Genomic DNA, 24894 nt, shown 5'->3' on the forward strand with positions numbered 1-24894 from the left:
TGGTTTGGAATTCCTGGGAGCCTGTGCCGCTCGGGCATCCAAGGCCAATGCATGTGCCACATCAATAGGCTGTTTTGGAGAACAGCGAGAAGGGCGTCTTTATGAGGATCTTGATGTCGGACCAGATGGACCAGGTGTTGATGTACTCCAGGTCGAGTTCCACCCGGCGCAGCATCTTTTCCAGGGTATCCGTCTCGCCGCGCAGGCCGTTGACCTGGGCCAGCCCGGTCATCCCCGGCTTGATCCGGTGGCGCAGCATGTAGGACTGGATCTTGTTGGTGTAGAGGTCGTTGTGTTCGATCGCGTGAGGGCGGGGCCCGACGAGGGACATGGTCCCCTGCAGCACATTGAACAGCTGTGGCAGCTCGTCGATGCTGGTGCGGCGGATGAAGCGGCCTATCCGGGTGATACGGTCGTCATTCTGGGTGGCCTGTTTCACCCGCTTGTCGAAGTGCATGTACATCGATCGGAATTTCCACACTTCGATCACCTTTCCATCCCAGCCATGGCGCTTCTGCTTGAAGATCACCGGGCCGGGCGAGGACTGCCACACCAGGTAGGCGATCGCGATCATCAGCGGGCTCAACAGCGTCAGCGCCAGCAGGGCGACGGTCTTGTCGATCATGCTCTTGGCCAGCGCCTGGGATTGGGAGACCAAAGGGCTTTCCGAAAGCGAGATCAGCGGCAGGCCGTTGAGTTCCTTGACCGAGTGGTTGAGTAGCCGCATGGCAAAGATATCCGGCACCCAGACCACATCCACGGGTACGTCGGCCAGCTTGCGACAGGCTTCTTCGATCGTCGCCGAACAGGTGATAGGTAGGGCAATGTAGACCCGGGTGATGTTGTTCGACTGCAGAATCTGCAGCAGTTCGTCGAAGTCACCCAGGTAGGGCACGGGGTCGCGGACCCAGCGGTCGAGACCTTCCTTGTTGTCGTCCACCACACCGATAACACGGTCCGGCATCCAGGCATTGCTGGTAATGCTTTCCACCAGGTGTTCCGCCAGCCAGTAGGAACCGAGTACCACGGCCCGAATGGGCTGCCGCCGGGTGTAGCGATAACGTTCGGAAAGCTTGAAGGAAATCTGGTAGGCCAGCACCTGGGCGAGGTAACCGGCGGCTGCCCAGCTGATAATGACCATGCGGGAGAAGTCCTCACCGGTCTTTGTCACGAAGGTGGCGACCACGGTGAGCGCCACGACCAGCAGCCATGACCGGGCCAGACGCAGGCAGGTGTCTATGCGGCCGGAGAAGCGTCGGAACACGCCGCGCCACTCGTAGACCACCAGGATCAGCAGGCCGGCAATCAGCGCCAATGTCCGATAGTGTTCAAGGATAACGCCGCCATCCCGCCACCACGCCAGAGCAAACATCACCGCAACGGAGATGACGATACTCAGGCCGATCTGGATGTAGTGAAGAAGATTATCGTGGTTCTGCAATAAACGTTTGGGTCGTTTGAGCACAGGCGAAAACGCCGACGCGGCTCGAATGCTGTCCTCTGTAGCCGAATTCCAGTCCACTGGCACACTCCTTTGCCGAAAGCTGCTCATGAGATAATGCAAGCAACCTGCCAAAAAAATATTTTCAACAAAACAAAACCTTAGGAAAAAGCAGTGTTTCAGGGGTGTACTAAATAAGCCCTGTTGCCCAGTTTCGGTGCGCTCTGTTGCAGGAGTTTGATAGTTTCGCGAAATTCAGTGTTATTTCATTATTTGTGTTTTAAGTTTAATGCTTCTATTAATATTATTTTTAATTCATTTTTAGAAATAATTATTTAAAATCAATTACTTGAGTGTTGTTTTGATCCTTGCGGGTAGATCCGATGTTTAATTCGGTTTTGTTCGTATGTAGTAGTTTTATTCTATCGATGGTGAAGGCTTGTCTTTAATGCGTACATATTAATTGCACATGGTGTGTTCAATTATTTCTTGTGTAGATGATTTGGCGCCGGATTTGAGTTGGCATCTTTGTTTGTCATGTCCTCAAACCACCATTGTGGAAGCAACGAACGGACTTGCGGCTGGCTGTAACGATCGTCGATCAGCCAGATAACGCCCCTGTCTTCGGGGGTGCGAATGACACGGCCGGCGGCCTGGGTCACTTTCTGCAGGCCGGGATAGAGATAGGTGTATTCGTAGCCAGCGCCAAAACGGTCGTGCAGGCGTTGCTTGAGGATATCGTGCCAGGCGTCGAACGGCGGCAGACCCAAGGTCGCGACGAAGGCACCGATCAGGCGTTTGCCGGGTAGGTCGATGCCTTCGCCAAAAGCGCCGCCCAGCACGGCAAAACCCACGCCACGACTGTCTGCAGTAAACCGATCGAGAAAGTTGTTTCTCTCCTCATACCCCATGTCCGGGTGCTGCTGCCAGACTGGTATATCGGCAGCTCTTGCCTGGAGTGCGTCCATGGCCGCTTTCAGATAGGCAAAACTGCTGAAGTAAGCCAGGTAGTTTCCCGGTTGCTGGCGATACTGCTGAGTGATGATCTGCGCAATCGGTTCCAGGGAAGAATCGCGGTGCTGACGTCGGGTGCTCACATGGCGAGCGAACTGCACCTGCAATTGCCTGGCGCTGAAGGGACTCTCGATGGCTTGCCAGCAAGTGCTGTCCGGCAAGCCGAGCAGGTCCCGGTGGTAAACGCCCGGGCTTAGTGTTGCGGAGAACAGCAGCGTGCTGCCTGCGGCTTCGAAGCGAGGCTTGAGGAAGTCCGCCGGAATCAGGTTCTGGATGGTCAGGGCCGCCTTGCCGCGCCCGCCGGTTCGCAACTCACACAGGGAATGGTCGCCGAAGACCTCGGCCAGGCGTGTGAAGGCCAGGCATTCGAACATCAGTTCCTGCAGGGCCAGGTCCGGCGGCTGTTCGGTCAGGTAATCGGTGATTGCGGAAACCAGCAGGTTCAGGCTGGGCAAGAGCGCCTTGGGGATTGAGTCGAGAAACTGGGTCTGGTCCCGATCGCTTGTCTGTTCTTCGGGAAGGGCGTCTCGGATCAACGCCCGCCACTGGCTGGCGACCCGGTTCATCGGGCCCTTGAGTTCCGCGGGTGCCTGACGCCGCACCTGCAACAGGCGGGACTGACGTAGGGTAACCGAGTACATACCCCGGGCCCGGTCGACCAGGTTGTGGGCCTCGTCCACCAGCAGGCTGATGTTCCACTCGTTCTGGCGTGTCAGCCCGTGCAGCAGGGCATGCTGGTCGAACATGCGATTCACATCCCCGACCACCAGGTCACTCCAGCGGGCCATTTCCTGGGCCAGGAAGTACGGGCAGAGCGTATGTTCAGCGGCGATACGGCTCAGGGCCTCGCGTGTGAGGATGCCCTCGAAATCGGCTGCCGCCTGGCGCGCCGCCGGCAGGCGGTCGAAGAAACCCTGGGCCAACGGGCAGGACTCGCCGTGGCAGGCCTTGTCGGGCTGCTCGCAGGCATGATCCTTGGCACTCAGTTCCAGGATGCGTAGTGGTAGAGCGTTGGTCTGAGCATCACGCAGTTGCTGCAGGCTGTCCAAAGCCAGCCGGCGACCGGGGTTTCGGGTCGTCAGATAGAAGAGACGGTCCTGTCCGGCCTTGGGCATGGCCATCAAGGCAGGAAACAACGTGCCGAGTGTCTTGCCCAGTCCGGTTGGCGCCTGGACCATCAGCGTCTCTCCGCGCAGGCTGTTCTTGTAGACCGTCTCCGACAATTGGCGTTGGCCGACACGAAAATTGCCGTAGGGGAACTTCAGCGCTATAAGCGCCTGGTTCCGCTGGCGCCGATGGCTTTCTTCCTGCTGTGCCCATTGGCGGTAGGCTTCACAGAGTTCGGTCAGCTCCTGCCACAGGCTGTCCGCCGAGGCGGATTCCTTGATAACGGTTTCCTTCTCCTTGCCGACATCGAAGTAAACCAGAGCCAGTTCGACGCTGTCCTTGCCTGTGGTATGGCAGTGAAGCGCGCCGTACGCGCGCAGCTGCGCACGATGCAGGGCCCGTTGGGGTTCGGAGATTCGCGCCAGGTCGCCGCGATGGGTTTTGATTTCCTCAATACGGTTGGCCAGGGGGGCGTAGCCGTCTGCGCGACCGCTGAGTTGCAGGCCGGCACATTCGCCGGCGAGGGCAAATTCCCGCTGGTAGTCTGGTCCCCGTCGGGCCTGGACCTTGCCGTGGCCGGCAATGCCTTCCTCGGAACTCGGCGCCGGGGTGTAGCGGTGGTCCAGGTCGCCGCGGCGGGCGGCGAACTCGCAGAGGGTACGCACGGCAACGCGCATCAGCGGCTCTCCAGCCAGCGCACGTAGCACACTGAAACTGCGATACCATGATCGAGGCAGAATTCCAGCCAGCGCTTCTGGTGATCCTGCAGTCGATCGCCAGGGCCCTTCACCTCGATCATCTCGTAGCCCTGCTCGGCGGGCCGGAATTGGATCAGGTCCGGCAAGCCGCTGCGATGCTCCTTCAGGTCCCGCAGCAGGCGTTGGAAAATCAGCTTGAGGTGGGTTGCGGGAATGCAGTGCAACGCCATCTCCAGCAAGTCCTCAGTCAGTACTGGCCAGATAACGAAAGGCGAGTTGATGCCCTGCTTCTCACGCCAGGCCTGACGGATCCGGTGCTTGTAGTCGTCGCTGTCCAGGGTGGCGAGGCAGGTGTCGAACAGGTCCTGACGGCGTTCCACGAAATCCTCCCGATGCAGATCCGCCGGCGCCATGTGGAACGGATGGAAGAAGGCGCCGGGCAGGGGCGCGTAGAGTGCCGGCCAGCACAGCAAGCCAAACAGGCCGTTGAGCAGGGTATTCTCCACGTAGCAGACGGGTGTCTCTTCGGTGCCCAGATGCTCGAGGGCCGCCCATTCCACCGAGTGGAGCCCGGGGTGCGGCAGCTGCAGGGTGAACTCGGGGATCTTCGGTCGGGCCGACACGGGTGGGGCGTCGTATTCGAGCTTTTTCGCCAAACGACGGGTCAGGCGCTCGAGGCCCCTGAGTTCTCCGTCGCCGCGCGGGGCTTCCAATGCTTCGTTGGCGATCGACCAGGCATCCTCGAAACGCTTCTGGCGCTCCATCAATCGCAGCTGCCGGAGTCGCGCTTCGCGATGCTGGCTTTCGTCCCAGGCCGCCAAGGCCAGTTCTGGATCGCCGCTGCGTTCGGCCTGGCGACCCAGTTCCAGCAGTAGCCGTCCCCTACGGCTCTCCAGCCAGGGATTGCAAGTATCTGCGGCGGGCACGTCCGGCCAGATGGCAGCCGGTGATTCCCCTTGGTCGAGCCGCTCGCGACAGCTCTGCATCTGCAGGTAGCGATCCACGTCATTGCGGCTCTGGAAAGCCCGGGAATCCGGCGTAAACGGCACCGGTTCGTAGCTGTGATGGCCCAGCTCCACCAACACAAAATCCGACCAGCTTTGACGCAGGTTGCCGAAGAACATCAGCCGAATGCGATCGAACAGCGGCATTTGATTCAGGGCGACCAGACGGTCATCCGCATCGGGCCACCATTCGGAGAATCGCCGAGGCTCCGGATTGGCCTCCAGGAAATGTTCGAGCATCGCGCGCTTGCTAGCCGAACGGGGCAGCCCGGCTTCGCTCAGCGCCTTGGCGAGTGCAGTTCTGCATTCCGGGGCGGTCAGGACATGGAAAAGCGCGGCGACATCCAGGGTCGGGTCCGCTTCAACCCAGCCAGCCTCCTCAAGTTCGTCCAATGCGTCGGCCACCGGGCAGCCGAGCTCTGCGTAATTCAGCCGGCTTTCGCGGAACAGCTCGCCCGTGCGCATCACCAGGCGTACCAGTAGGGCTCGTGCCGGCTGGGCCAGCTGAATGAATCCATCGATCAGGGCCAGCTCATCCGCAAGCAGCAGATCGCTGTGATGCTGGCGGACCCAGTTCACTACCGTTTCGAAATTGCGCAGGTAGTAGAGTGGATCGTCCAGCGAAGCGGTTTGGGGACGCGGTATCATCAACAGTGTTGGGTATTCGTTCGGGAATCGTGGTGGGCAATGCGGAGTGGGCATCAGGGCCGCCCATATCCTGCCTGTAGATTGGCGGCCCTGAAGGTAAGTTGCAAGGGGTTTATGGTTACCGGAATACTGCGTTTTTTCTAGCGCCAGATCGAGGTGTCGATCTTATCCGCCAGTTCCGGGTAGTCCTTGCCTTTGAAGTGTGGCACGTCACCGGCCTTGCGCTGGGCCATGTAGTCCTTGGTCAGCTTCACGACGGTGCCGGAAAGCATCACGATGGCAATCAGGTTGACGGTAGCCATCAGGCCCATCGACGCATCGGCCGTATTGAAGACCGTGACCACGGCTTCGTAGCTGCCCCAAATCACCATGCCCAAGGCCGAAAATCGCAACAGCGTGATCCAAAGATCGCTGCTGCCCCCCAGGTAGATCATGGCGTTTTCGGCATAGGTATAGTTGGCGACGATGGATGTGAAGGCAAAGAACAGGATGGCAATCGCAATGAAGTAGCCGCCGAACGGACCCACATGGGCTTCCAGAGCCTGCTGCGTCAATTCCGTGCCGGTCACGCCGGACTCAGGGTCGAGTACACCCGAAAGCAGGATCATGACGGCGGTGGCGGTACAGATTACCAGGGTGTCCACGAACACGCCGAAGGCCTGCACCAGACCCTGGGAAGAAGGATGGTGCGGCGCTGGAGTAGCCGTGGCGGCGATATTGGGCGCCGAGCCCATGCCCGCCTCATTGGAGAACAGCCCCCGTTTGATCCCATTGAGCATGGCGGCGGTAACGGAGCCGGCTACGCCGCCGCCGGCTTCTTCAAGGCCGAACGCGCTTCTGATAATGGTCATGATCACACCGGGGACCTCGTCGTAATGCAGGATCATCACGAACAGCGCCATCAGCACATAGGCGCCGGCCATAAACGGCACGACGAATTCGGCAAAACGAACGACCTTTCGCAGACCGCCAAAGATAACGATGCCGGCAAACACGGCCACCACGATGCCCACGCCCAGCTTGGGAACGCCAAAGGCGCCTTCCATCGCGTCTGCAATCGAGTTTGCCTGTACCGCGTTGAACACCAGACCGAAAGAGAGGATCAAACAGACGGCGAATATCCCTCCGGCCCAGGGCGCCTTCAGCCCCTTCGACATGTAGACCGCTGGTCCACCGCGGTACTGGCCCTTGCCATCACGGACCTTGTAGAGCTGGGCCAGGGTGCTTTCCGCATAGCCGGTGGCCATCCCCACCAGCGCCACCATCCACATCCAGAAGATCGCGCCCGCCCCGCCGAGGTAGAGAGCGACCGCCACGCCGGCGAGGTTACCGGTCCCGACGCGGGAAGCCAGGCTGGTACACAGCGCCTGGAAGGGCGAAATTCCATGCACATCGCTTTCCCGAGAGCCACGAATAGCGCGGATCATTTCGCCGAATTTGAGGAATTGGAGGAACCCCAGCCGGAGGGTGAAAAACACGCCCACGGCCAGAAGGCCGTATACGAGGACGTAGCCCCAAAGAATGGAATTGAGGAAATCGACAATTGCGGTCATGCAGTATCTCCAGCGGCCCTGCCGCGATACCGGGTGAATGTGGGAAGCTTCCGGGAGGCTCCCTGCCAATGCCGCCAGTGTAATGCGCTCACCTCAGCGTTCCGTTATGCCTTGGTGGACTACCTGTCTGGCTCCGGCAATGTTAGAGGGATCGGGCCTAAGCCCATAGAACACATGCTTTATTCAGCATAGCTGCCAATGGCATGATCATCCTGCTGAATTTCATCAGTTAGGGCGTTGCGATGGCATTCAATCTTCATCCCCACCGGGTTGCGGTCTATGGCACGCTCAAGCGTGGGCGCTCCAACCATGGCTTCCTGAAAGGCGCACGCTATCTGGGCACGGATCGGTTGGTGACGATCACGCTCTACGATCTCGGACCTTGCCCGGCGGCGCGAATGGAAAAATCCCAGGGGGTCGAGGTGGAGGTCTATGCGGTCACGCCGCGAGGTCTGAATCGGCTGGATCAGTTGGAGGAGCATATCCCCCGATCGCCGGAGCGTAGCGTTTACGATCGCAAGGAAGTGGGCACCCGCCATGGGCCGGCGTGGGTCTATCTGTATAACCTGCCGGTGAAGGGGTTTCGGCGGATTGTGCGGGGTGGCTGGTAGGAAAAGAAAGGTTCATCGCGGATTAGCGTGACAGGGAGCCGGGAGTCATCCGCACGAGTCGTAAGACCGCGGGCGCCTTCGGCGCCTCAGAAGCTGAAGCATCTGCTACATGCTCGAGTTATCTGAAAAATGTAGCCGACGCTTCAGTTTCGGAGCAGCCCGCAGGGCTGCCCATTCCCGGAATGGCTTGCCGTTACGCGGATTCCCGCTTAAGTGCGAGGAACCAAAAGAAAGCCCCTGGATAGGGGCTTTACGCTGTAGGCGCTTTCGGAACGCGCTCAGGCGGTAGCCGGCTGCGCGCCGTAAGCGTTTTCACCCTGGCTAGGCTGGGCGAGCATCACGATCAGGATGATCCAGCCGATCAGCGGGATCAGCGCCACCAACTGCCACCAACCGGATTTTCCGGTGTCGTGTAGGCGCCGTGCGGCGATGCTGATGCTGGGGATCAGGACCGCAAGCGAGAACAACGTGGAAATAACCATCGTGCCAACCACGACGTCCAATACGGTGAGCACGATCAGGGCAATGAAATAGACCAGGAAGAACATCCAGTACTGGGTACGGCTTGCGCGGCCCGAGAAGTTGGCAAAATTACGAAAAGCGTCGATGAAGTGTTCCACGTTGCATCCTCTGTATGCTGTTGTTCGGCATCTTGCCGAGTCCCTCGTTAACCGCCAGCCTCCCTGGCGGAGAAAGGAAGAGTAGCAGGCTGACACCCTTCCTTATGTCTCGATTTGTTACAGATGTTGTCTGATCCATACGTTATCGGGCTCGGATTCTGCGCCATCAATGTTACGCTGTCTTTGTTCCTGTCGTATCCATCGATCACAGGGAGGGCCGAGCCATGAGCAAGGTGTTCAAGAATCGGATAGACGCGGGACAACAACTGGCTGACAAGCTGGAAGAACTCACCCTCGAAGACAATGCCCTGGTCCTCGGGCTCCCCCGCGGCGGGCTGCCGGTCGCGGCGGAAGTGGGCAATCGCCTGAATCTCGAACTGGACGTGTTCAACGTACGCAAGCTGGGCGTGCCCGGCCAGCCTGAAGTCGCCATGGGCGCGCTGACCGAAGACGGTACCCGCTACCTCAACCATGACCTGATTAGCGCCTTGCGGATCAGCGATGCCGACATCGAGCAGGTCGCTGCCCGTGAGCAGGAAACCCTGGATCGGCGGGCGAGGGAATATCGGGAAGGTCGTCAACAGCCGAGTTTCGACGGACGCCAGGTCATCCTGATCGACGATGGTTTGGCCACCGGTGCTACCATGCGTGCCGTGATCGAATCCGTGCGTCGCCAAAAGCCTTCGCGAATTACGGTAGCCGTGCCCGTCGCAGCGCGGGATAGCGCGGACAGCATGCGTGGGATCACCGATGACTTCGTTTGCCCGTTGGAACCGAGGGATTTCCGTGGCGTAGGGCTGTGGTACCAGGATTTCGCGCAGGTCAGCGACGACGAAGTCATTGGGATCCTCGCACGCGCCCGGCGGCCATAGCTGGATGGAATTGCGCCCCCAGGGATTATTCCTCGTCGTCGGGGGTGATACGCCTCAGGATCAAGTCCTTACCCAGCTCATAGTCGTCGAAATCCCGGGCCAGCCAGAGGTTGCCCTTGTAAAACCTGCCGGCTTCGAACTCGATCTCATCGATATGTGGCGCACCGTGGTGGGAGAGTTGGTAGCGCGAGCTGAAGTGGGTAAGGACCAGGTTGGGCAGCCTCACGGATTCCGCGAAGCGCGCGACCTGTTCGGCCGAGCTGTGCTGCGGTGCCGGTCCTACCCGGTTGGAGACCGCCTGGGTGTAGGTGGATTCGTGGATCAGTACGTGAGCGTCGAGACAGGTCTCGCGTAGCAGTTCCGGCGAATCGTTATCACCACCGACCACAATACACCGGGGCTCGCGGGTAATCGCCGTGTAGGCGTCGCTCTTGAGCACGCGGCCGTCGTTCAGAACCACGTCACGCCCGCGCTGGAGTTCACCCCACGCCGGTCCGGGCTCCACATCGTCGAATTCCAACTGGTCAGTGAGCAGCTTGCGCTCCAGGTTCTTCTCCGTAAATCGAAAGGCCACGCAAGGCACCCGATGGGACAATGGTGCGGTCGTCACCTCCACATACGCATCCGACCAGACCAAATCCGCCGCGCCCCACTCGAAAAACGCCAGTTCATAGCCCAATTGGGAATCGCAGGCCGCCAGCGCCGTTTCCACAAACGCCCGAATCGGCGCCGGTGCGATCAATGGCAATGGCTCCGTCCGGCCGGACATTGACGCGCTGGCTAACAGACCGGGCAGTCCAAACGCATGATCCCCATGAACATGGGTAATAAAGATCGCTCGCAACTGGACCAGCGAATGCCGCGTATGCAGCAACTGGTGCTGGGTGCCTTCGCCGCAATCGATCAGATACCAACCCCGGGGCCCGCCGTGCTGCAAGGCGAGGGCGGTGACATTGCGGATCTTGGTTGGGGTGCCGGCTGAGGTGCCGAGGAAAGTGAAGCGCATGATATTCCCCTGGTTTCAAGCGCCTGCCGACGCGGTGGGTTTCCCGATTCCCATCCTCCCAAATTCCTGATCTGGATCAAGGTCCACGGCATCGGGGAGCATAGGATATTTTGTAAGCAAGGTGTTTTTTCGGCGAGAGCCGGTCACACAAGGAGGCAAGATCATGAGTTCACTGATTCCGCATCGTGGTTCTGTTTTGGCCAGTTTTCAGGATGAGATTAATCGTCTATTTGGCGATCGCGGCCTGGGGTGGCCGTTTGAGGAAGGCGAAGCCTCCGGGCTGGCGGCAAACTGGACGCCGGCTGTCGATATCAAGGAAGAGGAGAAGGAGTATATTGTCCGTGCGGATCTTCCGGGCGTCGATCCCAAGCAGATTGAGGTTTCCCTGGAGTCCGGGGTGTTGACCATTAAGGGCGAAAGGCAGGACGAGAAGAAGACAGAAGAGAACGGTTTCCACCGCGTTGAGCGCTTCAGCGGATCATTTTTCCGCCGCATAGCCCTACCTAAATCCACGGACGAAGACCAGGTGAAAGCCCGCGCAGTAAATGGCGTACTGGAAATTCATGTGCCCAAGGCTGAAGCCAAGGGCGCCAAGCGTATCGAGGTTGAAGCCTGATACGCCCGGGCGGAGCGACTAACTCCGCCCGGGCGCTGTTTCTCACGAAGCCGCCTTCTCCGCCTGATACCGCTCCCTTCCAGCACGTTCTTTCAACCTTTCGATACATTCCTTGAACGTCCGACTGATCAGCGTCTGATCTTCAACCATCGCCATCATCGGCCAGGTGGCCTGTTCGCCGATACGGATGTACATGTCCAGGTCGGCGTCGGTGGGATTGGCGAGTACCTTGCGGTAGAGCGTCGGTTTGAACGGGAACTGGATGTTGATGTCTCCCAGATAGGACTGGGTGGCCATGGCGTGAGCCTGTTCGATCAAGGGGCGAACCACGGAAGACGACCAGGTGTTACGGGTCAGTTCTAGCATTGTGGCCACATGGGCATGGACGATCGACGAGGCGGCTTGTCGCAGGGAGGCGCGGTAACCCCGTTCAAAGTGATGGCTGATGAACGGTAATACGTGCGGATTGGCCTGGCTGACGATGGTTTTGTTGACGTTGTGCAGGCGCGCCATGCGCATGTGGGGCAGGTCGCCCTGGACGCTGCCATCGATCCAGCGTTCGGTGGGCATGTAGGGTGTTTCGCCTTTACCGTCACCGGAATGGTCGCGGGCCTGCAAGGACACCGAAGGGAAGATGCCCGGCACCGCACAGGAGGCCAGCACGGCGGAATCGATCGTGACGTTCGGTGACGCCAATTCATTCAGCAGGCGCGGCTTCTGCCTTGTACGAGTCGGCGATACGGAGATGTTCAGGGTGCGACCGCTATGCTCGAAGGCCTCCCGGAAGCTTCGGGTGCCGACGTTGGTGCGGATGTGTTCATGAAGCTGGGTCTGATCCATGGCGTAGCCTTTACGCCGGATCTCGCCGAGCGACAGCCAGCGCAGGGCATCCCGGTGCACCTGGTCGGGGTTCTCGAAGAATTCTTCCAGTTCCGTATCGTTGCGGCTGCACACGCTTGCGGCGATGATGGCGCCCATGCTCGAGCCGGCGATGACGTCCGGCAGCAGGTCCTGGCGCCAGAGCGCGCGGGTGACACCAAGATGGTAGATGCCGAAGGCGGCGCCACCACTGAGCATCAGGGCCGGGTGACCGAAGACCTTCTCGGCCTGGCGGAACATCTGCAGTTTTTCCTCTGCGGAGACCCGTGGTTGCTTCTGGTCGCAGATGTAGTTCATCCCGAGACGGACTTCGGCGAGAAATTCGGAGACCACCAGCTTGGTGCCCGTGCGGGCGACGGCGTAGAGATCGGGGTTGGAGAGTTCGCCCAGGTGGCGGTACAGGCTTTCCTGAAGCACGCGGGTCAGGGCCGCGGTCTGGCCCTGCTGGCGGTACTTTCGCATCAACTGGATATGCTCACGGATCAGCGATTCGTGCAGCATCTCCGTCTCGCCTTCCTGGCGCCAATCGAGCACGCCATCGAGCTCATCCAGTTTTTCGGCGGTCTCGCGCCACTGCTCGAAGGACTGGGCTTCGACCAGTTGGCGTTTAAGCTGTCTGCGTACTTTCGCTTTAGTATTCATTAGGAACACGATAGCTCAAGCCACGCGATTGAGGTAGGGGGTCAGGTGCCCAGTCGACGCCAGGCGGAAACGTAGGCATCTGCATTTTCACGCAGTGACCGCGCATCCTGCCCCGGTTTGTAGAGGCCTGAGCCCAGCCCAAAACCTTTGGCGCCGGCATGGGCGAAGGTCGCCAGGTTGTCCGGCGTGACGCCGCCGGTGGGTGCGACGATTGTTCCCCTAGGCAGCACCGAAAGCAGGGCCTTGATTCCTGATGGGCCGACCAGCTCTGCGGGAAAGATTTTCAGGGCTTCGGCGCCGGCCTTGAACGCCCCGAAGGCTTCGGTCGGTGTCATGACGCCGGGCAGCACGTCCATGCCCGCCTCCACACCTGCGCTAATAATTTCCGGATCGGCGTGGGGCATGACCATCAATTGCCCGCCCGCGTGTTTGAGCTTCTCGACGTCGTCGACACCGGTTACGGTGCCGGCGCCGATCAGCGCCTGATCGCCAAACCGTTCGGCCAGCGCCGCGATGCTCCCGAACGGATCGGGCGAGTTCAGCGGAACCTCGATCAGGCGGAAACCGGCATCGATCAGTTCGCTGCCCAGTTCGATAGCTTCGTCTGGGCGAATGCCGCGGAGTATGGCGACCAGGGGCATCTCTTCAAAGTAACGGGTGAACGCGGTGCTCGGCATGGTGGTGTCCTGTGATCAGTTCCGGATAAGGTCGGCGCGGCGCGCGATATGATGCATGCCGGTGGTGGCCGCGGTGTCTCCGTCCACGCGCCGGGTATCGATACCTCGCATGTCGAGGGCCTCGGCGTAGAGGGCCGTTAACTGGCTGTTTGCGATCAGCGTGACTGTACCTTGCGGCTTCAGCACATCCACCATGGCGCGGACTTCCGAGCCAATGAGCAGGCCTGACAGATAGGCAGCGGAAACATTCGGCGGCATATCGCCAATCAACACTTCGGTGCGCGTGCTGAAGAGGTGGTGTAGTAAACCGCCGGGCTGGTCGGCGTGCTCAAGGCCCTGGCGGAAGGCTTGCGGATCGTGGCTGCCTTGGTTGGCGTAGCGCTTCAGCAGGGTATGGCTGCATAGCGCGGCGTAGACATCGCCGGTCATGCAGGTGCTGAAGGCGGTTACTCTACGCCCATCCAGCGTCACCCATTTGGAGTGGGTGCCTGGCAGGCAGACTGTTTGCGCCTCGGCATCTGTTTGCTGGAGCGCGCCGAGGATCTGTATTTCCTCACCACGCATGACATCGTGGGCGCCGGAGATCGAGCGCCCGCGCAGGCCCGGTACGATATACCCGCGCCGGCCGTGCTCAAGATCGGGAATGGGCGCCAAGGCCTCTGCAATATCGTCGAGGCTCGCGGGACATTCCAGATAGGGCACCTCCACCAGACCATCGGCACTACCGATCATGCCGGCCATCAGGATAGGGGCATCGGGTAGCGTCGCGAGCCAGGGTTCCAGCAGATCGGTAAGTGTCGCGGCCAACGCAGGCTTCTCCAGTTGGAGCATACCCTTCGGCGCCTGGATGCGATCAAGGGCCGCACCAGAAGCGTCGAGCAACGCTGCGCGGAAATTGCTGGTGCCCCAATCGACGGTGATCAGTTTGCCGTCCGCGATGCCCTCGCTGGTCATATCAGTGGGACTCCCGCGTCACGACGTGACCGCTGCCGCCGACCAGGAAGTCCAGGTCCGCGCCTTGGTCTGCCTGCAGCACGTGGTCGATATAGAGTCGATAGTAGCCTCGGGCGTGGGGCGTTTCCGGTGCTTCCCATTCGGTCTGGCGTTTGATCAGTTCGTCCGGTGGGATATCCAGGTGCAGTTGGCGGGCTTCCACATCCAGTTCGATCCAGTCGCCGTTCCGGACCAGGGCCAGCGGGCCGCCCTCGTTGGCTTCCGGCGAGATGTGCAGCACGACCGTGCCGAAGGCGGTGCCGCTCATTCGGGCATCTGACAGGCGGACCATATCGGTGATGCCTTTCTCCAGCAGCTTACGTGGCAGCGGCATGTTGCCGACTTCGGGCATGCCCGGATAGCCCTTGGGGCCGCAGCCCTTGAGCACCAGGATGGAGTTTTCGTCCACATCCAGGTCGGGAGCGTCGACGCGGGCCTTGAAGTCCTCGATGGTCTCGAACACCACGGCTTTGCCACGGTGCTTGAGTAAGGGTTCACTCGCGGCTGAAGGCTTGATAATGGCGCCGTTGGGGCAGAGGTTGCCCTTGAGTACGGCTATGCCGGCAGCCGGGCGGACTGGATTGTCCATCGGGCGAATGACGTCATCATCGAAGCATTCCACCTCATCCAGCGCTTCGCCGATCGCGCCGCCTGAGATGCTCGGGGCGTCGAGGTGTAACTGGTCCGACAGACGCTTCAGTACCACCGGTACACCGCCGTTGTAGTGGAAGTCTTCCATCAGGTACTTGCCCGAGGGCATCAGGTTCACCAGCAACGGAATTTCCCGACCCAGGCGATCGAAGTCTTCCAGGGTCAGGTCGACGCCCAGCCTTCCGGCCATGGCCAATAGATGAACAACGGCGTTGGTGGAGCCACCGATGGCGGCGTTTACCTTGATGGCATTCTCGAAGGCTTCGCGGGTGAGGACTTTGGAGATCGTCAGGTCTTCGTGGACCATCTCGACCAGTCGCCTACCCGTGAGATGGGCAAGGACGCGGCGCCGCGAATCCACTGCGGGAAGCGTACCGTTCAAAGGCAGGGCCAAGCCCATGGCTTCCATCAACGAGGCCATGGTGGAGGCGGTGCCCATGGTCATGCAGGTGCCGACGCTGCGGGACATGCAGCTTTCCGCATTGAGGAATTCCGGCAGGCTCATGGTGCCCGCGCGCACCTGTTCGCTGAACTTCCAGACGTCGGTACCGGAGCCGATATCGCGGCCGCGGTACTTGCCGTTAAGCATCGGGCCGGAAGAGATGACCGCCGTGGGCAGGTTGACGCTGGCCGCACCCATCACCTGGCCAGGCGTGGTCTTGTCGCAACCGCCCAGCAGTACCACGCCGTCCAGCGGGTTGGCGCGGATCGATTCCTCTACCTCCATGCTCAGCAAATTGCGGAACAGCATGGCGGTGGGGCGCATCTGGGTTTCGCCGAGGGACATGGCGGGGAATTCCAGCGGCACGCCACCGGCCTCCCAGACGCCTCTCTTGACGAATTCGGCAATGTCGCGGAGGTGTGAGTTGCAGGGGGTGATCTCAGACCAGGTATTGCAGATCCCGATCACCGGGCGACCGTCGAACGCGTGGTCCGGGAACCCCTGACTCTTCATCCAGCTGCGGTGGATAAACCCGTCGCGGTCCAGCTTGCCGTACCACTGCTGGCTGCGAAGCTTACGGTCTTTGTTGCTGCTCAACTCGTTCTCTCCAGTGTTCGGTTTAAGCCCCTTATTGAAATGGGTGCTGATCGTTCAGAATGTCTCATTCTGACCGGATGCCTGGCCACGTCTTCACTTCAAGTCATATCTTCACTTCAAGTGTAGCGGTCAGGTCGGTAATGATCTGGCGGGAACCAACAAGATCTGCATGAAGTTCCATATTATGGAACTCAAGTTCCACATATGGATCAGTTTGATGTTTAGTTTGATCGGGTGTCAAGCGGGGTCTTTTGTAACAAGGTTGATACATTAGCCCGTTTCCTTGACCTGGGCAAAATGATGGGTCCATATTGTGGAACTTTAATCCTCCATATCGGAACGATCTGGTAGTTTTCAGGAAGGAGTGTATGGATGTCGTCGATAGATAAGGCGATTCAAGTGCTTGAGGCGGTCTGTGATAGCGCGGAGCCAGTTCGGTTCACCGATCTGGTGGCGAGCCTCAATCTGCCCAAATCGACGGCTCATCGGTTATTGACCACACTGCTGGAACAGGGCCTGGTTCGCTATGACCGGGAGGAGCAGCGTTATACGCCGGGTTACCGGCTGCTGACGCTGGCCCAGAGAACCTGGTCAGGCCTGGAGATTCCGCGCGCGGCAAAGGATTACATGCAGCGCCTGCTGCATGAGGCGGGCGAAACCGTGCACCTGGCGGTAGTCGACGGTAATGAGATTATCTACGTCGATAAGCTGGAAAGTCCGAAGACCGTGCGCCTGTATTCGGCGATCGGCAAACGCGGACCGATGTACTGTACCGGCGTAGGCAAGGCAATCCTGGCCTACCTGAGTCCCGAACGGCAGGACGAGATCATCGCCCAGACGGCTTTCCAGCGGCATACGGCGCATACGCTTGCCGATGCCCGCGCTTTACGCCAGGCGTTGGCCGATATTCGGGTACGGGGTTGCGCGCTGGACATGGAAGAGCACGAAGAGGGCATTCGCTGTGTGGCAGCGCCGATCTTCAATTTCCGCGGTGATGTGGTGGCGGGTATCAGCGTCACCTCGGTGACCTCGCGCATGACGAACACGCGACTGCAGGACTTGCAGCCGTTGGTCTTGGAGATTGCCCGGGGAATTTCCCGGGAACTGGGCTTCATGCCCAACAACGACGGCCCGGGCCGAACGGCGGGCTGACCAATACAAGAACAACCGCGGTTAGGGGGAATGGATGAACTTCCGGCCAATCAGCAACGACCGCTTCATCCTGGGCGAAGGGCCTCACTGGGACGGAGCAAAGCAGGAACTACTCTGGGTGGATATCGCCGGGCAAATTGCCTACGCCTGGCATCCCGATACCGACCGGCTTCGTCGCTGGGCGTTCGATCAGCCGGTCAGCGCCATCGTGCCGCGGACCAACGGGCACTATCTGGTGGCCACAGGCCGCGGTGCCTACGACCTCGATCCCGAGACGAGCCGGTTGACCCCGGTCGCCGAGCCGGCCGAAGAACATCCCCGCAACCGTACCAACGAGGCCCGCGTCGATCCCCGTGGCCGTTTCTGGCTGGCCTCCATGGAAAACAATATCGGCCCTAACGCCGAGAGCCTCCCCGTCGACAAGAGCACCGGCATGCTTTGGTGCATCGATACCGACCAGAGCCTGCGGCAGGTGGAGTCGGAGATCGGCATCAGTAACAGCCTGGTGTGGAGCCCGAACCACAAGCAGATGTATTTCGCCGATACCCTCAAGAGCGTCATCTGGGTCTACGACTGGGATGCGGATAGCGGGCATGCGTCCAATCGCCGCGTCTTTGCGGATACCCAGGGCTACGGCAACCCGGACGGCTCGGCGATGGACGAGGAAGGTTGCCTCTGGAACGCCCGCTGGGGCGCCGGCTGCATTATCCGTTACCGGCCGGATGGCGTATCGATCGCATTATCGATGTACCCGCCCGATGCCCCAGCAGCTGTGTATTCGGCGGGGAGGATCGGCGCACCCTGTATGTCACCACCGCGCACTTCGGCCTGGATTCGGCGGAACGCGGTGAGTTGGATGGGGCCCTGCTTGTGGCCCGAACCGATGTCACCGGCCAGGCCTGTTCTCCGTTCGCCGGCTGACATACACCCAGAAGGGCGCGTCTTATGTCTGCGGCTATCGCGCCCGGTGCCAATAACTAACGAGCGTCTGACAAAGTTCGGGCTGTGGATGAAACGCAAGGCGCACGGAGCGCAAGATACGAGGCATACCTACTGGTAGACGAGTATCTGAGCACCGAGCAACGCAGTGATTCGCCGCAGAACGGGCTTTGCCAGACGCTCGCCAACGCATCAACAAGGACAATGTATGCATGCCCTCACCCTGATCTCGTTCCTGTTCTTTACGGGCCTCGTCGCACTGGTCACCTGGTGGTACACCCGCAGTGATGACCATAGCAGCACCCGGGGCTACTTCCTGGCCGGGCGCAACCTGACCTTCCCGTTCATTGCGGGTTCGCTGCTGATGACCAACCTGTCCACCGAACAGATGGTCGGGCTCAACGGCGCCGCCTTTACCGACGGGCTGAGTGTGATGGCGTGGGAGATCGTCGCGGTTATCGCGCTGGTCGCCCTGGCGTTGTTCTTCCTGCCGCGCTTCCTGCGAAGCGGGATTGCCACCGTGCCCCAGTTGTTGCGGATCCGTTTCGATCCAACGACGCAGTTGATCTGTAACATCATCTTCCTGATCGCCTACGCGGTGATCCTGCTGCCGATTATCCTCTACTCGGGCGCAGTGGGTCTGCAGGGTATGCTGGATCTGCCGGGGCTGACGGGTATCCAGTCGGATACGGCGCTGCTTTGGGGCACAGTCTGGGTTGTAGGCATTATCGGCTCGATCTATGCGCTGTTCGGTGGTTTGCGTACGGTTGCATTCTCGGACACCCTGAATGGTATTGGTCTGCTGATCGGCGGTTTCGTGATTGTTTACTTTGGCCTTCAGGCGGCGAGCGATGGCAACGGTGTGATGGCCGGTTGGGATGCGCTCAAGCAAGCGAACCCGGATAAGCTAAACTCCATAGGGGGCAGTGACCAACAGGTTCCGTTCGCGACACTGTTTACCGGCGTCCTGCTGATCAACCTGTTCTACTGGACGACCAACCAGCAGATCATCCAACGGACGTTTGCTGCCAAGACCCTGGCGGAAGGACAGAAAGGCGTTCTGCTGACCGGTCTGTTCAAGTTGCTCGGGCCGCTCTATCTGGTGCTGCCAGGTATTATCGCCTTCCATCTCTATGCCGGTGACGACATCCGCGCCGACGAAGCCTATGGCCACCTGGTGTTCAACGTATTGCCGCCGTACCTGACCGGCTTCTTCGCCGCCGTCATGGTTGGGGCGATCCTGTCGTCCTTCAACTCCGCGCTGAACAGTACCACCACGCTGTTCAGTCTTGACCTCTACAAGGGCGTGATCAACAAGAACGCGACTGAGGAGCAGGTGGTCAAATCGGGCAAGGTCTTCGGCTGGATCATGGCTATTGCCGCGATGACGATTGCGCCGCTGCTGGCGGGTCAGGACAGCCTGTTCGGTTACCTGCAAAAGATGAACGCGATGTACTTCATCCCCATCCTGGCGGTGGTGCTGGTCGGCCTGCTGTCCAAGCGCGTTCCGGCCATCGGTGCGAAGATCGCGTTGATCGGCGGCTGCGCCATTATTGGCCTGGTCTACTTCGTGCCGCCGTTCACCGGCCTGCTGGACGTAATCCATGACTTCCACTTTGTTGCTCTCGTCTTCGTCATCCTTGTAGCTATCATGTTGATTCTCGGCAAGGTCAGCCCGCGGCCCACAGCATGGGTCCATGAAGATGCCGGCCAGGTCGACCTGACACCGTGGAAGGGCGCTGTGCCGTCAGGCATTGTGCTGGTGATTCTTGTGATCTCGATCTATGTGGCGTTTGCGGGGTAACCAGTAGTCGCTGTAGTCCATTGAAAAGGCGTCGTCGGCCATACCGGCGACGCCTTTTGTTTTCTGGTGGGTGCATTGCCGGGGTTTGCCGAATTGAATTACTGTTCATCTCCAAGTCTGCCTAATGGTTTGCTCCATGCCCGCTGTTCTCTGCCGCTCAATCTTCCTAGTTAGCCTTCTTGGTCTCGTTGGCCCGGCGAATGCAGCCTGCCCTGCTCATCCGGCTGGCGACTACGAGCAAATCTACTGTGAAATCAAGGCCAAGGGCGGTGGCACCACGCTGCCTTCCTTTGAGGACTTTCGGCGCAACGCCCCCCAAGTCCAGGCCTTGCTACTAAAACGCCCCGCCCAGCGTCTGGGTATCGAAATACCCAAACCTGCTGCCAACGCTATGGCCCCTACCGCAGATGACGAACATCGATCCCAGCCCGAACCAGAGACGGCTGTACCCGAGACCTCGCCGACCCCAGCAGGCATGGACAACTGCGTATTAAAGGGAAAGGTCATTCTCTGCTCAGGCAGAATCTATCGACTGGCCACGAACCAGCCCAATAGCGCACTAGGGGAGGGCGTACTCGGTGAATCAAACACATTGGCCCTGGAAAGCTTTTCGGGCGGCCTGAACGACGAAGCGGCTGTGCGCCGATACCTCTCGAACGCCTACGACCGCTATATCGCCAAGATGGTGGAGATTGGTTTGGGCGGTGCGACCATGAGCTTCACCCGCTTCTACAATAGCTTTCACCGCCATGAAACAGAGGGGGTCGACTTTGCCGAACGGATGGAATCAACGTTCCGCTATCTCAAAGAGGACAAGCAGAACCTGGCGGTGAGTGGGCGACTGACCGATGAGCTGCCAAAACGCATACAGGAGTGCGCTTGGGCCGGACGTGCTGTTATCGTCTGTGATGATGTGGCGACCAATTGGGTTTATGTGCGGGCTGACTAGCTGGCCTGGCGCAACTCCTTCAGCTGCGCCACCGCCAACCTGGAAACCTGATTCAGCTCACTCCCATCAATGTCCTCATACTCGATAATCTGCTGCTTCATACTACGCGCCCAGAACTTCTTGATATGAGCCGCGACCGCTTCGGCCGCCTTGTGCTTGTCGCCATGGTCGAGGTTGGTGCTGATCTGGTTGATCATCTTGATCAGGTGGTGCAGTTGGTCACTCACGTCTTGTTCTCCTGGACTGCTTCGACAATGTGCGTGGTCTGACCCTGGTGGTAGATCACGTGGCGCCCCGGACGGGCGAATCCAATCAGGCTCATGTCGGCCTTGCGGGCTTCTCGAATGGCCAGTCCCGTCGGTGCGGATACGGCGACAAGGCAGCCAATGCCTACCGTGGCGCTCTTCTGGACCATCTCGAAGCTGGCCCGGCTGGAAATCAGGGCAAAGCCACTCTCGAAGGTGTTGCCGGTGCGCCGGCGATGGCCTATCAGTTTGTCCAGGGCGTTGTGTCGACCCACATCCTCGCGGACGGCGATAATCGACCCATCGACGCCGCACCACGCGGCAGCGTGTGTGGCGCCGGTTTGCGCCTGTAAAGGTTGATGCTGCTTGAGCTCTGTCAGCGCAGCCTGGATCGCTTGGTCGCTGATCGCCGGGTGGGCTCCAACTTTCGGTATTTTACGGATCGCGTGGGCGAGCGACTCGGTGCCGCACAAACCACAGCCGGTGCGGCCGGCCATATTGCGGCGCTGTTCCTTGAGGGCGAACAGGCGCTCGGTGGCGATGGTCATTTCTGCGGTCACGCCGTCCGGGCCGTAGTCCAGTTCGAGTTCGTAGACTTCATCTAGGCTGCGGACGATGGTTTCGGAAAGACTGAAGCCCAGCGCGAAATCCTCCAGGTCCACCGGGGTGGCCATCATCACGGCATGGGAGATGCCGTTGTAGACCATGGCCACCGGGATTTCCTCGGCGACGACGTCATCTCCCTCGCTGGCCCGTCCCGTACCGCGCTCGTCGACGCGGGTCTGGAACAGGGGCGAGGGCGCGGCCTCGTTGTCGGCGGCCGCGTTCAGGTCACTTGAGCGCAAAGTTTGATTCATCGGAGGTTTGCTCAAGGTACGCCTGCTGTAGTTCGTCGAAATGGTGGAAGTGCTTCTGCCATGCCGAGGGCTGGGTGACCTTTTCCACCTGTACGGCGGTCACCTTGTACTCGGGACAATTGGTGGCCCAGTCGGAGTTATCCGTAGTGATCACATTAGCACCGCTGCCCGGATGGTGGAATGTCGTGTAGACCACCCCTGGCAGCATGCGACCACTTATCTTACAGCGTAACACTGTCTGGCCGACACGGCTGGTAATACCCAACCAGTCGCCTTCCTTGATACCGCGCAATTCCGCATCGCTGGGATGGATCTCCAATACATCCTCATGATGCCACTGGCTGTTCTCGGTCCGCCGGGTCTGGGCGCCCACGTTGTACTGGCTGAGGATGCGTCCAGTGGTGAGCAGCAATGGATAGCGCCGGTTGGTGCGCTCCTCGGTGGCCACGTAATCGGTGATGGCGAAATGCCCCTTGCCAATGGGGAAGTCCACCTCGTGCATCGTCGGGGTGCCATCGGGATGGGTGTCGTTGCACGGCCACTGGATGCTGCCCCGTTCCTCGAGCTTGGCATAACTGACGCCGGTAAAGGTCGGGGTCAATTGGGCGATCTCGTCCATGATCTCGGACGGATGGCTGTAGTTCATCGGGTAACCCAACGCATTCGCCAGGTCCTGGGTCACCTCCCAATCCTCTTTGCCGGCTACCGGCGGCATCACTTTGCGTACCCGGTTGATGCGGCGCTCGGCATTGGTAAAGGTGCCGTTCTTCTCCAGGAATGTGGAGCCGGGCAGTAGCACATGGGCGTACTTGGCGGTCTCGTTGAGGAAAATGTCCTGCACGATCAGGCAGTCAAGCGAAGTCAGTGCGCTTTCCACATGCTGGGTATTGGGATCGGACTGGGCGATATCCTCGCCCTGTACATACATCGCCTTGAAGGTGCCGGCGATGGCGGCATCGAACATGTTGGGGATGCGCAGGCCTGGTTCGTCGTCGATCTTCACCTTCCATATGTCTTCGAAGCGCTCACGCACCGAGGGATCACTCACGTGCTGGTAGCCCGGAAGTTCGTGGGGGAAGGAGCCCATGTCGCAGGAACCCTGCACATTGTTCTGACCCCGTAGTGGGTTGACGCCCACGCCTTCGCGCCCGAGGTTGCCGGTGGCCATCGCCAGGTTGGCGATACCCTGCACCATGGTGGACCCCTGGCTGTGCTCGGTCACTCCAAGACCGTAGTAGATCGCGCCATTGCCGGCGGTGGCGTAGGCGCGCGCCGCTTCGCGAACCTGTGCGGCGGGCACGCCGGTTTCGGTTTCCAGGGCTTCCGGCGAGTTGCGTTCCTCACTGATGAAGTTACGCCAGGCCTCGTAGGCTTCAGTCTCGCAGCGGCGCTCGATGAAACCCTTGTCCTCAAGACCTTCGGTCACCACCACGTGCGCCAGCGAATTGATCAGCGCGACGTTCGTACCCGGTTTCAACGCCAGGTGCATGGACGTGCTGCCATGGGGTGTCTTGAGTAGATCGATCCGGCGGGGGTCGGCGACGATCAACGTGGCGCCCTGACGCAGCCGCCGGCGCATCTGTGAGGCGAAGACCGGGTGGGCATCGGTCGGGTTGGCGCCGATAACCAGTATGGTGTCCGCCTTCATCACCGAATCGAAGGTCTGGGTCCCTGCGGATTCACCGATGGTGGTTTTCAGGCCATAACCGGTCGGCGAATGACAGACCCGGGCACAGGTATCGGTATTGTTGTTGCCGAAGGCCGCGCGGATCAGCTTCTGTAACAGGTAGGTTTCCTCGTTGGTGCAGCGTGAGGAGGTAATGCCGCCGATGCTTTCCCGACCGTACTTGGCCTGGGTCTCCTTCAGGCGCTTGGCCGCGAAGCCGATGGCTTCTTCCCAGGACACGGTGCGCCAGGGCTGGTCGATGGAGTCGCGGATCATCGGTTCCCTGATGCGGTCCTTATGGGTGGCATAGCCAAAGGCAAAGCGGCCTTTCACGCAGGAGTGGCCGTGGTTCGCGTCGCCGCCCTTGTAGGGCACCATACGTACCAGTTGGTCGCCTTTCATCTCTGCCTTGAAGGAACAGCCTACGCCGCAGTAGGCACAGGTGGTGACCACGCTATGCTCCGGTACGCCCTGGTCGATCACGCTCTTTTCCATTAGCGTCGAGGTGGGGCAGGCCTGTACACAGGCGCCGCAGGAGACGCATTCGGAATCCATGAATTCCTCGTCCTGGCCGGCGGCGACCTTGGAGTCGAAGCCGCGCCCGTCGATGGTCAGGGCGAAGGTGCCCTGGACCTCCTCGCAGGCCCGTACGCAGCGGGAGCAGACGATGCACTTACTGGGGTCGAAGCTGAAATAGGGGTTGGAGGCATCCGTCTCCGCATCCAGATGATTCTTGCCGTCGAAGCCGTAGCGTACATCCCGCAGGCCGACGGCACCGGCCATATCCTGCAACTCGCAATCCCCGTTGGCCGGGCAGGTCAGGCAGTCCAGCGGGTGGTCGGAGATGTACAGCTCCATGATATTCCGCCGCAGCTTGGCCAGCTTGCCATTCTGCGTGGTGACGTCCATGCCTTCGGCCACCGGTGTGGTGCAGGAGGCGGGATAGCCGCGCCGACCTTCGATCTCCACGGCGCATAGCCGGCAGGAGCCGAAAGCCTCAAGGTTGTCGGAGGCGCACAGCTTTGGAATGGTGATGCCCGCCAGGGCCGCTGCGCGCATGACGGAGGTGCCTTCGGGGACGCTGATCTCCATGCCGTCGATGGTCAGGGCGACGTGTTTCTCGGACAGCATCGCCGGTGTTCCATAATCTCTCTCGGGATTGATGCGGTGTTGGCTGGGGTCGAAATAGTTCAACATGCTTGCCTCCACTC

General features: G+C 60.1%; 20 protein-coding genes. 7 read left to right on the forward strand and 13 right to left on the reverse strand.

Features of this window, described 5'->3' with window-relative positions; all coding sequences use genetic code 11:
* Positions 1 to 61 precede the first annotated feature (61 nt).
* The 4 genes from RE428_RS02705 to RE428_RS02720 form a co-directional block, all read right to left on the reverse strand.
* Positions 62 to 1522 (reverse strand): undecaprenyl-phosphate glucose phosphotransferase, encoded by a 1461-nt coding sequence (locus RE428_RS02705; RefSeq protein WP_004579077.1) that lies wholly within the window; start codon positions 1520 to 1522, stop codon positions 62 to 64.
* A gap of 401 nt (positions 1523 to 1923) precedes the next feature.
* Positions 1924 to 4239, reverse strand: coding sequence for an ATP-dependent DNA helicase (locus RE428_RS02710; RefSeq protein ID WP_004579076.1), 2316 nt, complete (start codon positions 4237 to 4239; stop codon positions 1924 to 1926).
* A complete protein-coding gene (locus tag RE428_RS02715; RefSeq protein ID WP_004579075.1) occupies positions 4239 to 5912 on the reverse strand; it encodes a VRR-NUC domain-containing protein in 1674 nt (557 codons plus the stop codon). The genes RE428_RS02710 and RE428_RS02715 overlap by 1 nt, the downstream gene beginning before the upstream one ends.
* Positions 5913 to 6052: 140 nt before the next feature.
* Positions 6053 to 7465, reverse strand: coding sequence for an alanine/glycine:cation symporter family protein (locus RE428_RS02720; protein WP_004579074.1), 1413 nt, complete (start codon positions 7463 to 7465; stop codon positions 6053 to 6055).
* Between the two features lie 242 nt (positions 7466 to 7707).
* Between RE428_RS02720 and RE428_RS02725 the strand changes: the two genes are divergently transcribed.
* The gene (locus tag RE428_RS02725; RefSeq protein ID WP_004579073.1) at positions 7708 to 8076 is read left to right on the forward strand and encodes a gamma-glutamylcyclotransferase family protein; all 369 of its coding nucleotides are present in this window, start codon (positions 7708 to 7710) and stop codon (positions 8074 to 8076) included.
* A gap of 278 nt (positions 8077 to 8354) precedes the next feature.
* Here RE428_RS02725 and RE428_RS02730 read toward each other — a convergent pair whose 3' ends face one another.
* Entirely contained in the window at positions 8355 to 8696 is a 342-nt protein-coding gene (locus tag RE428_RS02730; RefSeq protein ID WP_004579072.1) for a DUF805 domain-containing protein, read from the reverse strand.
* 224 nt (positions 8697 to 8920) lie between these two features.
* Here RE428_RS02730 and RE428_RS02735 point away from each other — a divergent pair, with 224 nt between their 5' ends.
* Positions 8921 to 9568, forward strand: coding sequence for a phosphoribosyltransferase (locus RE428_RS02735; protein ID WP_004579071.1), 648 nt, complete (start codon positions 8921 to 8923; stop codon positions 9566 to 9568).
* Between the two features lie 25 nt (positions 9569 to 9593).
* Here the strand turns inward: RE428_RS02735 and RE428_RS02740 are convergent, their stop codons facing one another.
* Positions 9594 to 10574, reverse strand: a complete 981-nt coding sequence (locus tag RE428_RS02740; protein WP_004579070.1) for an MBL fold metallo-hydrolase — start codon at positions 10572 to 10574, stop codon at positions 9594 to 9596.
* 163 nt (positions 10575 to 10737) lie between these two features.
* Here RE428_RS02740 and RE428_RS02745 point away from each other — a divergent pair, with 163 nt between their 5' ends.
* On the forward strand, positions 10738 to 11190 hold the full coding sequence (locus RE428_RS02745; protein ID WP_004579069.1) for an Hsp20/alpha crystallin family protein: 453 nt from the start codon (positions 10738 to 10740) through the stop codon (positions 11188 to 11190).
* A gap of 42 nt (positions 11191 to 11232) precedes the next feature.
* Here RE428_RS02745 and RE428_RS02750 read toward each other — a convergent pair whose 3' ends face one another.
* Genes RE428_RS02750 through RE428_RS02765 form a run of 4 tightly spaced genes read right to left on the reverse strand, consistent with a single transcriptional unit; the run spans position 11233 to position 16071 of the window.
* On the reverse strand, positions 11233 to 12711 hold the full coding sequence (locus RE428_RS02750; protein ID WP_004579068.1) for a DUF3336 domain-containing protein: 1479 nt from the start codon (positions 12709 to 12711) through the stop codon (positions 11233 to 11235).
* A 41-nt stretch (positions 12712 to 12752) separates the two neighbouring features.
* A complete protein-coding gene (locus RE428_RS02755; protein ID WP_004579067.1) occupies positions 12753 to 13388 on the reverse strand; it encodes a 2-dehydro-3-deoxy-6-phosphogalactonate aldolase in 636 nt (211 codons plus the stop codon).
* 15 nt (positions 13389 to 13403) lie between these two features.
* Entirely contained in the window at positions 13404 to 14342 is a 939-nt protein-coding gene (locus tag RE428_RS02760) for a 2-dehydro-3-deoxygalactonokinase (RefSeq protein WP_004579066.1), read from the reverse strand.
* A gap of 1 nt (position 14343) precedes the next feature.
* Entirely contained in the window at positions 14344 to 16071 is a 1728-nt protein-coding gene (locus tag RE428_RS02765) for an IlvD/Edd family dehydratase (RefSeq protein WP_004579065.1), read from the reverse strand.
* A gap of 372 nt (positions 16072 to 16443) precedes the next feature.
* Here RE428_RS02765 and RE428_RS02770 point away from each other — a divergent pair, with 372 nt between their 5' ends.
* The 4 genes from RE428_RS02770 to RE428_RS02785 all read left to right on the forward strand — a co-directional run bounded on the left by RE428_RS02770 (position 16444) and on the right by RE428_RS02785 (position 20915).
* Complete coding sequence (locus RE428_RS02770; RefSeq protein WP_004579064.1) at positions 16444 to 17223, forward strand: IclR family transcriptional regulator; 780 nt, start codon at positions 16444 to 16446, stop codon at positions 17221 to 17223.
* Between the two features lie 34 nt (positions 17224 to 17257).
* A complete protein-coding gene (locus RE428_RS02775) occupies positions 17258 to 18283 on the forward strand; it encodes an SMP-30/gluconolactonase/LRE family protein (RefSeq protein WP_004579063.1) in 1026 nt (341 codons plus the stop codon).
* 87 nt (positions 18284 to 18370) lie between these two features.
* Entirely contained in the window at positions 18371 to 19966 is a 1596-nt protein-coding gene (locus tag RE428_RS02780; RefSeq protein ID WP_004579062.1) for a solute:sodium symporter family transporter, read from the forward strand.
* Positions 19967 to 20102: 136 nt separating this feature from the next.
* Entirely contained in the window at positions 20103 to 20915 is an 813-nt protein-coding gene (locus RE428_RS02785) for a hypothetical protein (protein ID WP_004579061.1), read from the forward strand.
* Here RE428_RS02785 and RE428_RS02790 read toward each other — a convergent pair.
* From RE428_RS02790 to fdhF, 3 genes are read right to left on the reverse strand one after another with little or no spacing between them, the layout of a single operon-like run.
* Positions 20912 to 21142 carry a formate dehydrogenase subunit delta gene (locus tag RE428_RS02790; protein WP_004579060.1) on the reverse strand — a complete coding sequence of 77 codons (231 nt, stop codon included), beginning with the start codon at positions 21140 to 21142 and terminating at the stop codon, positions 20912 to 20914. The genes RE428_RS02785 and RE428_RS02790 overlap by 4 nt on opposite strands.
* A complete protein-coding gene (fdhD, locus tag RE428_RS02795) occupies positions 21139 to 22017 on the reverse strand; it encodes a formate dehydrogenase accessory sulfurtransferase FdhD (protein ID WP_040882278.1) in 879 nt (292 codons plus the stop codon). The genes RE428_RS02790 and fdhD overlap by 4 nt, the downstream gene beginning before the upstream one ends.
* Positions 21992 to 24880, reverse strand: a complete 2889-nt coding sequence (fdhF, locus tag RE428_RS02800) for a formate dehydrogenase subunit alpha (RefSeq protein WP_040882276.1) — start codon at positions 24878 to 24880, stop codon at positions 21992 to 21994. Before fdhF ends, fdhD begins: the two co-directional genes overlap by 26 nt.
* Positions 24881 to 24894 lie beyond the last annotated feature (14 nt).

The sequence above is a fragment of the Marinobacter nanhaiticus D15-8W genome (assembly GCF_036511935.1).
Lineage (GTDB): Bacteria > Pseudomonadota > Gammaproteobacteria > Pseudomonadales > Oleiphilaceae > Marinobacter_A > Marinobacter_A nanhaiticus.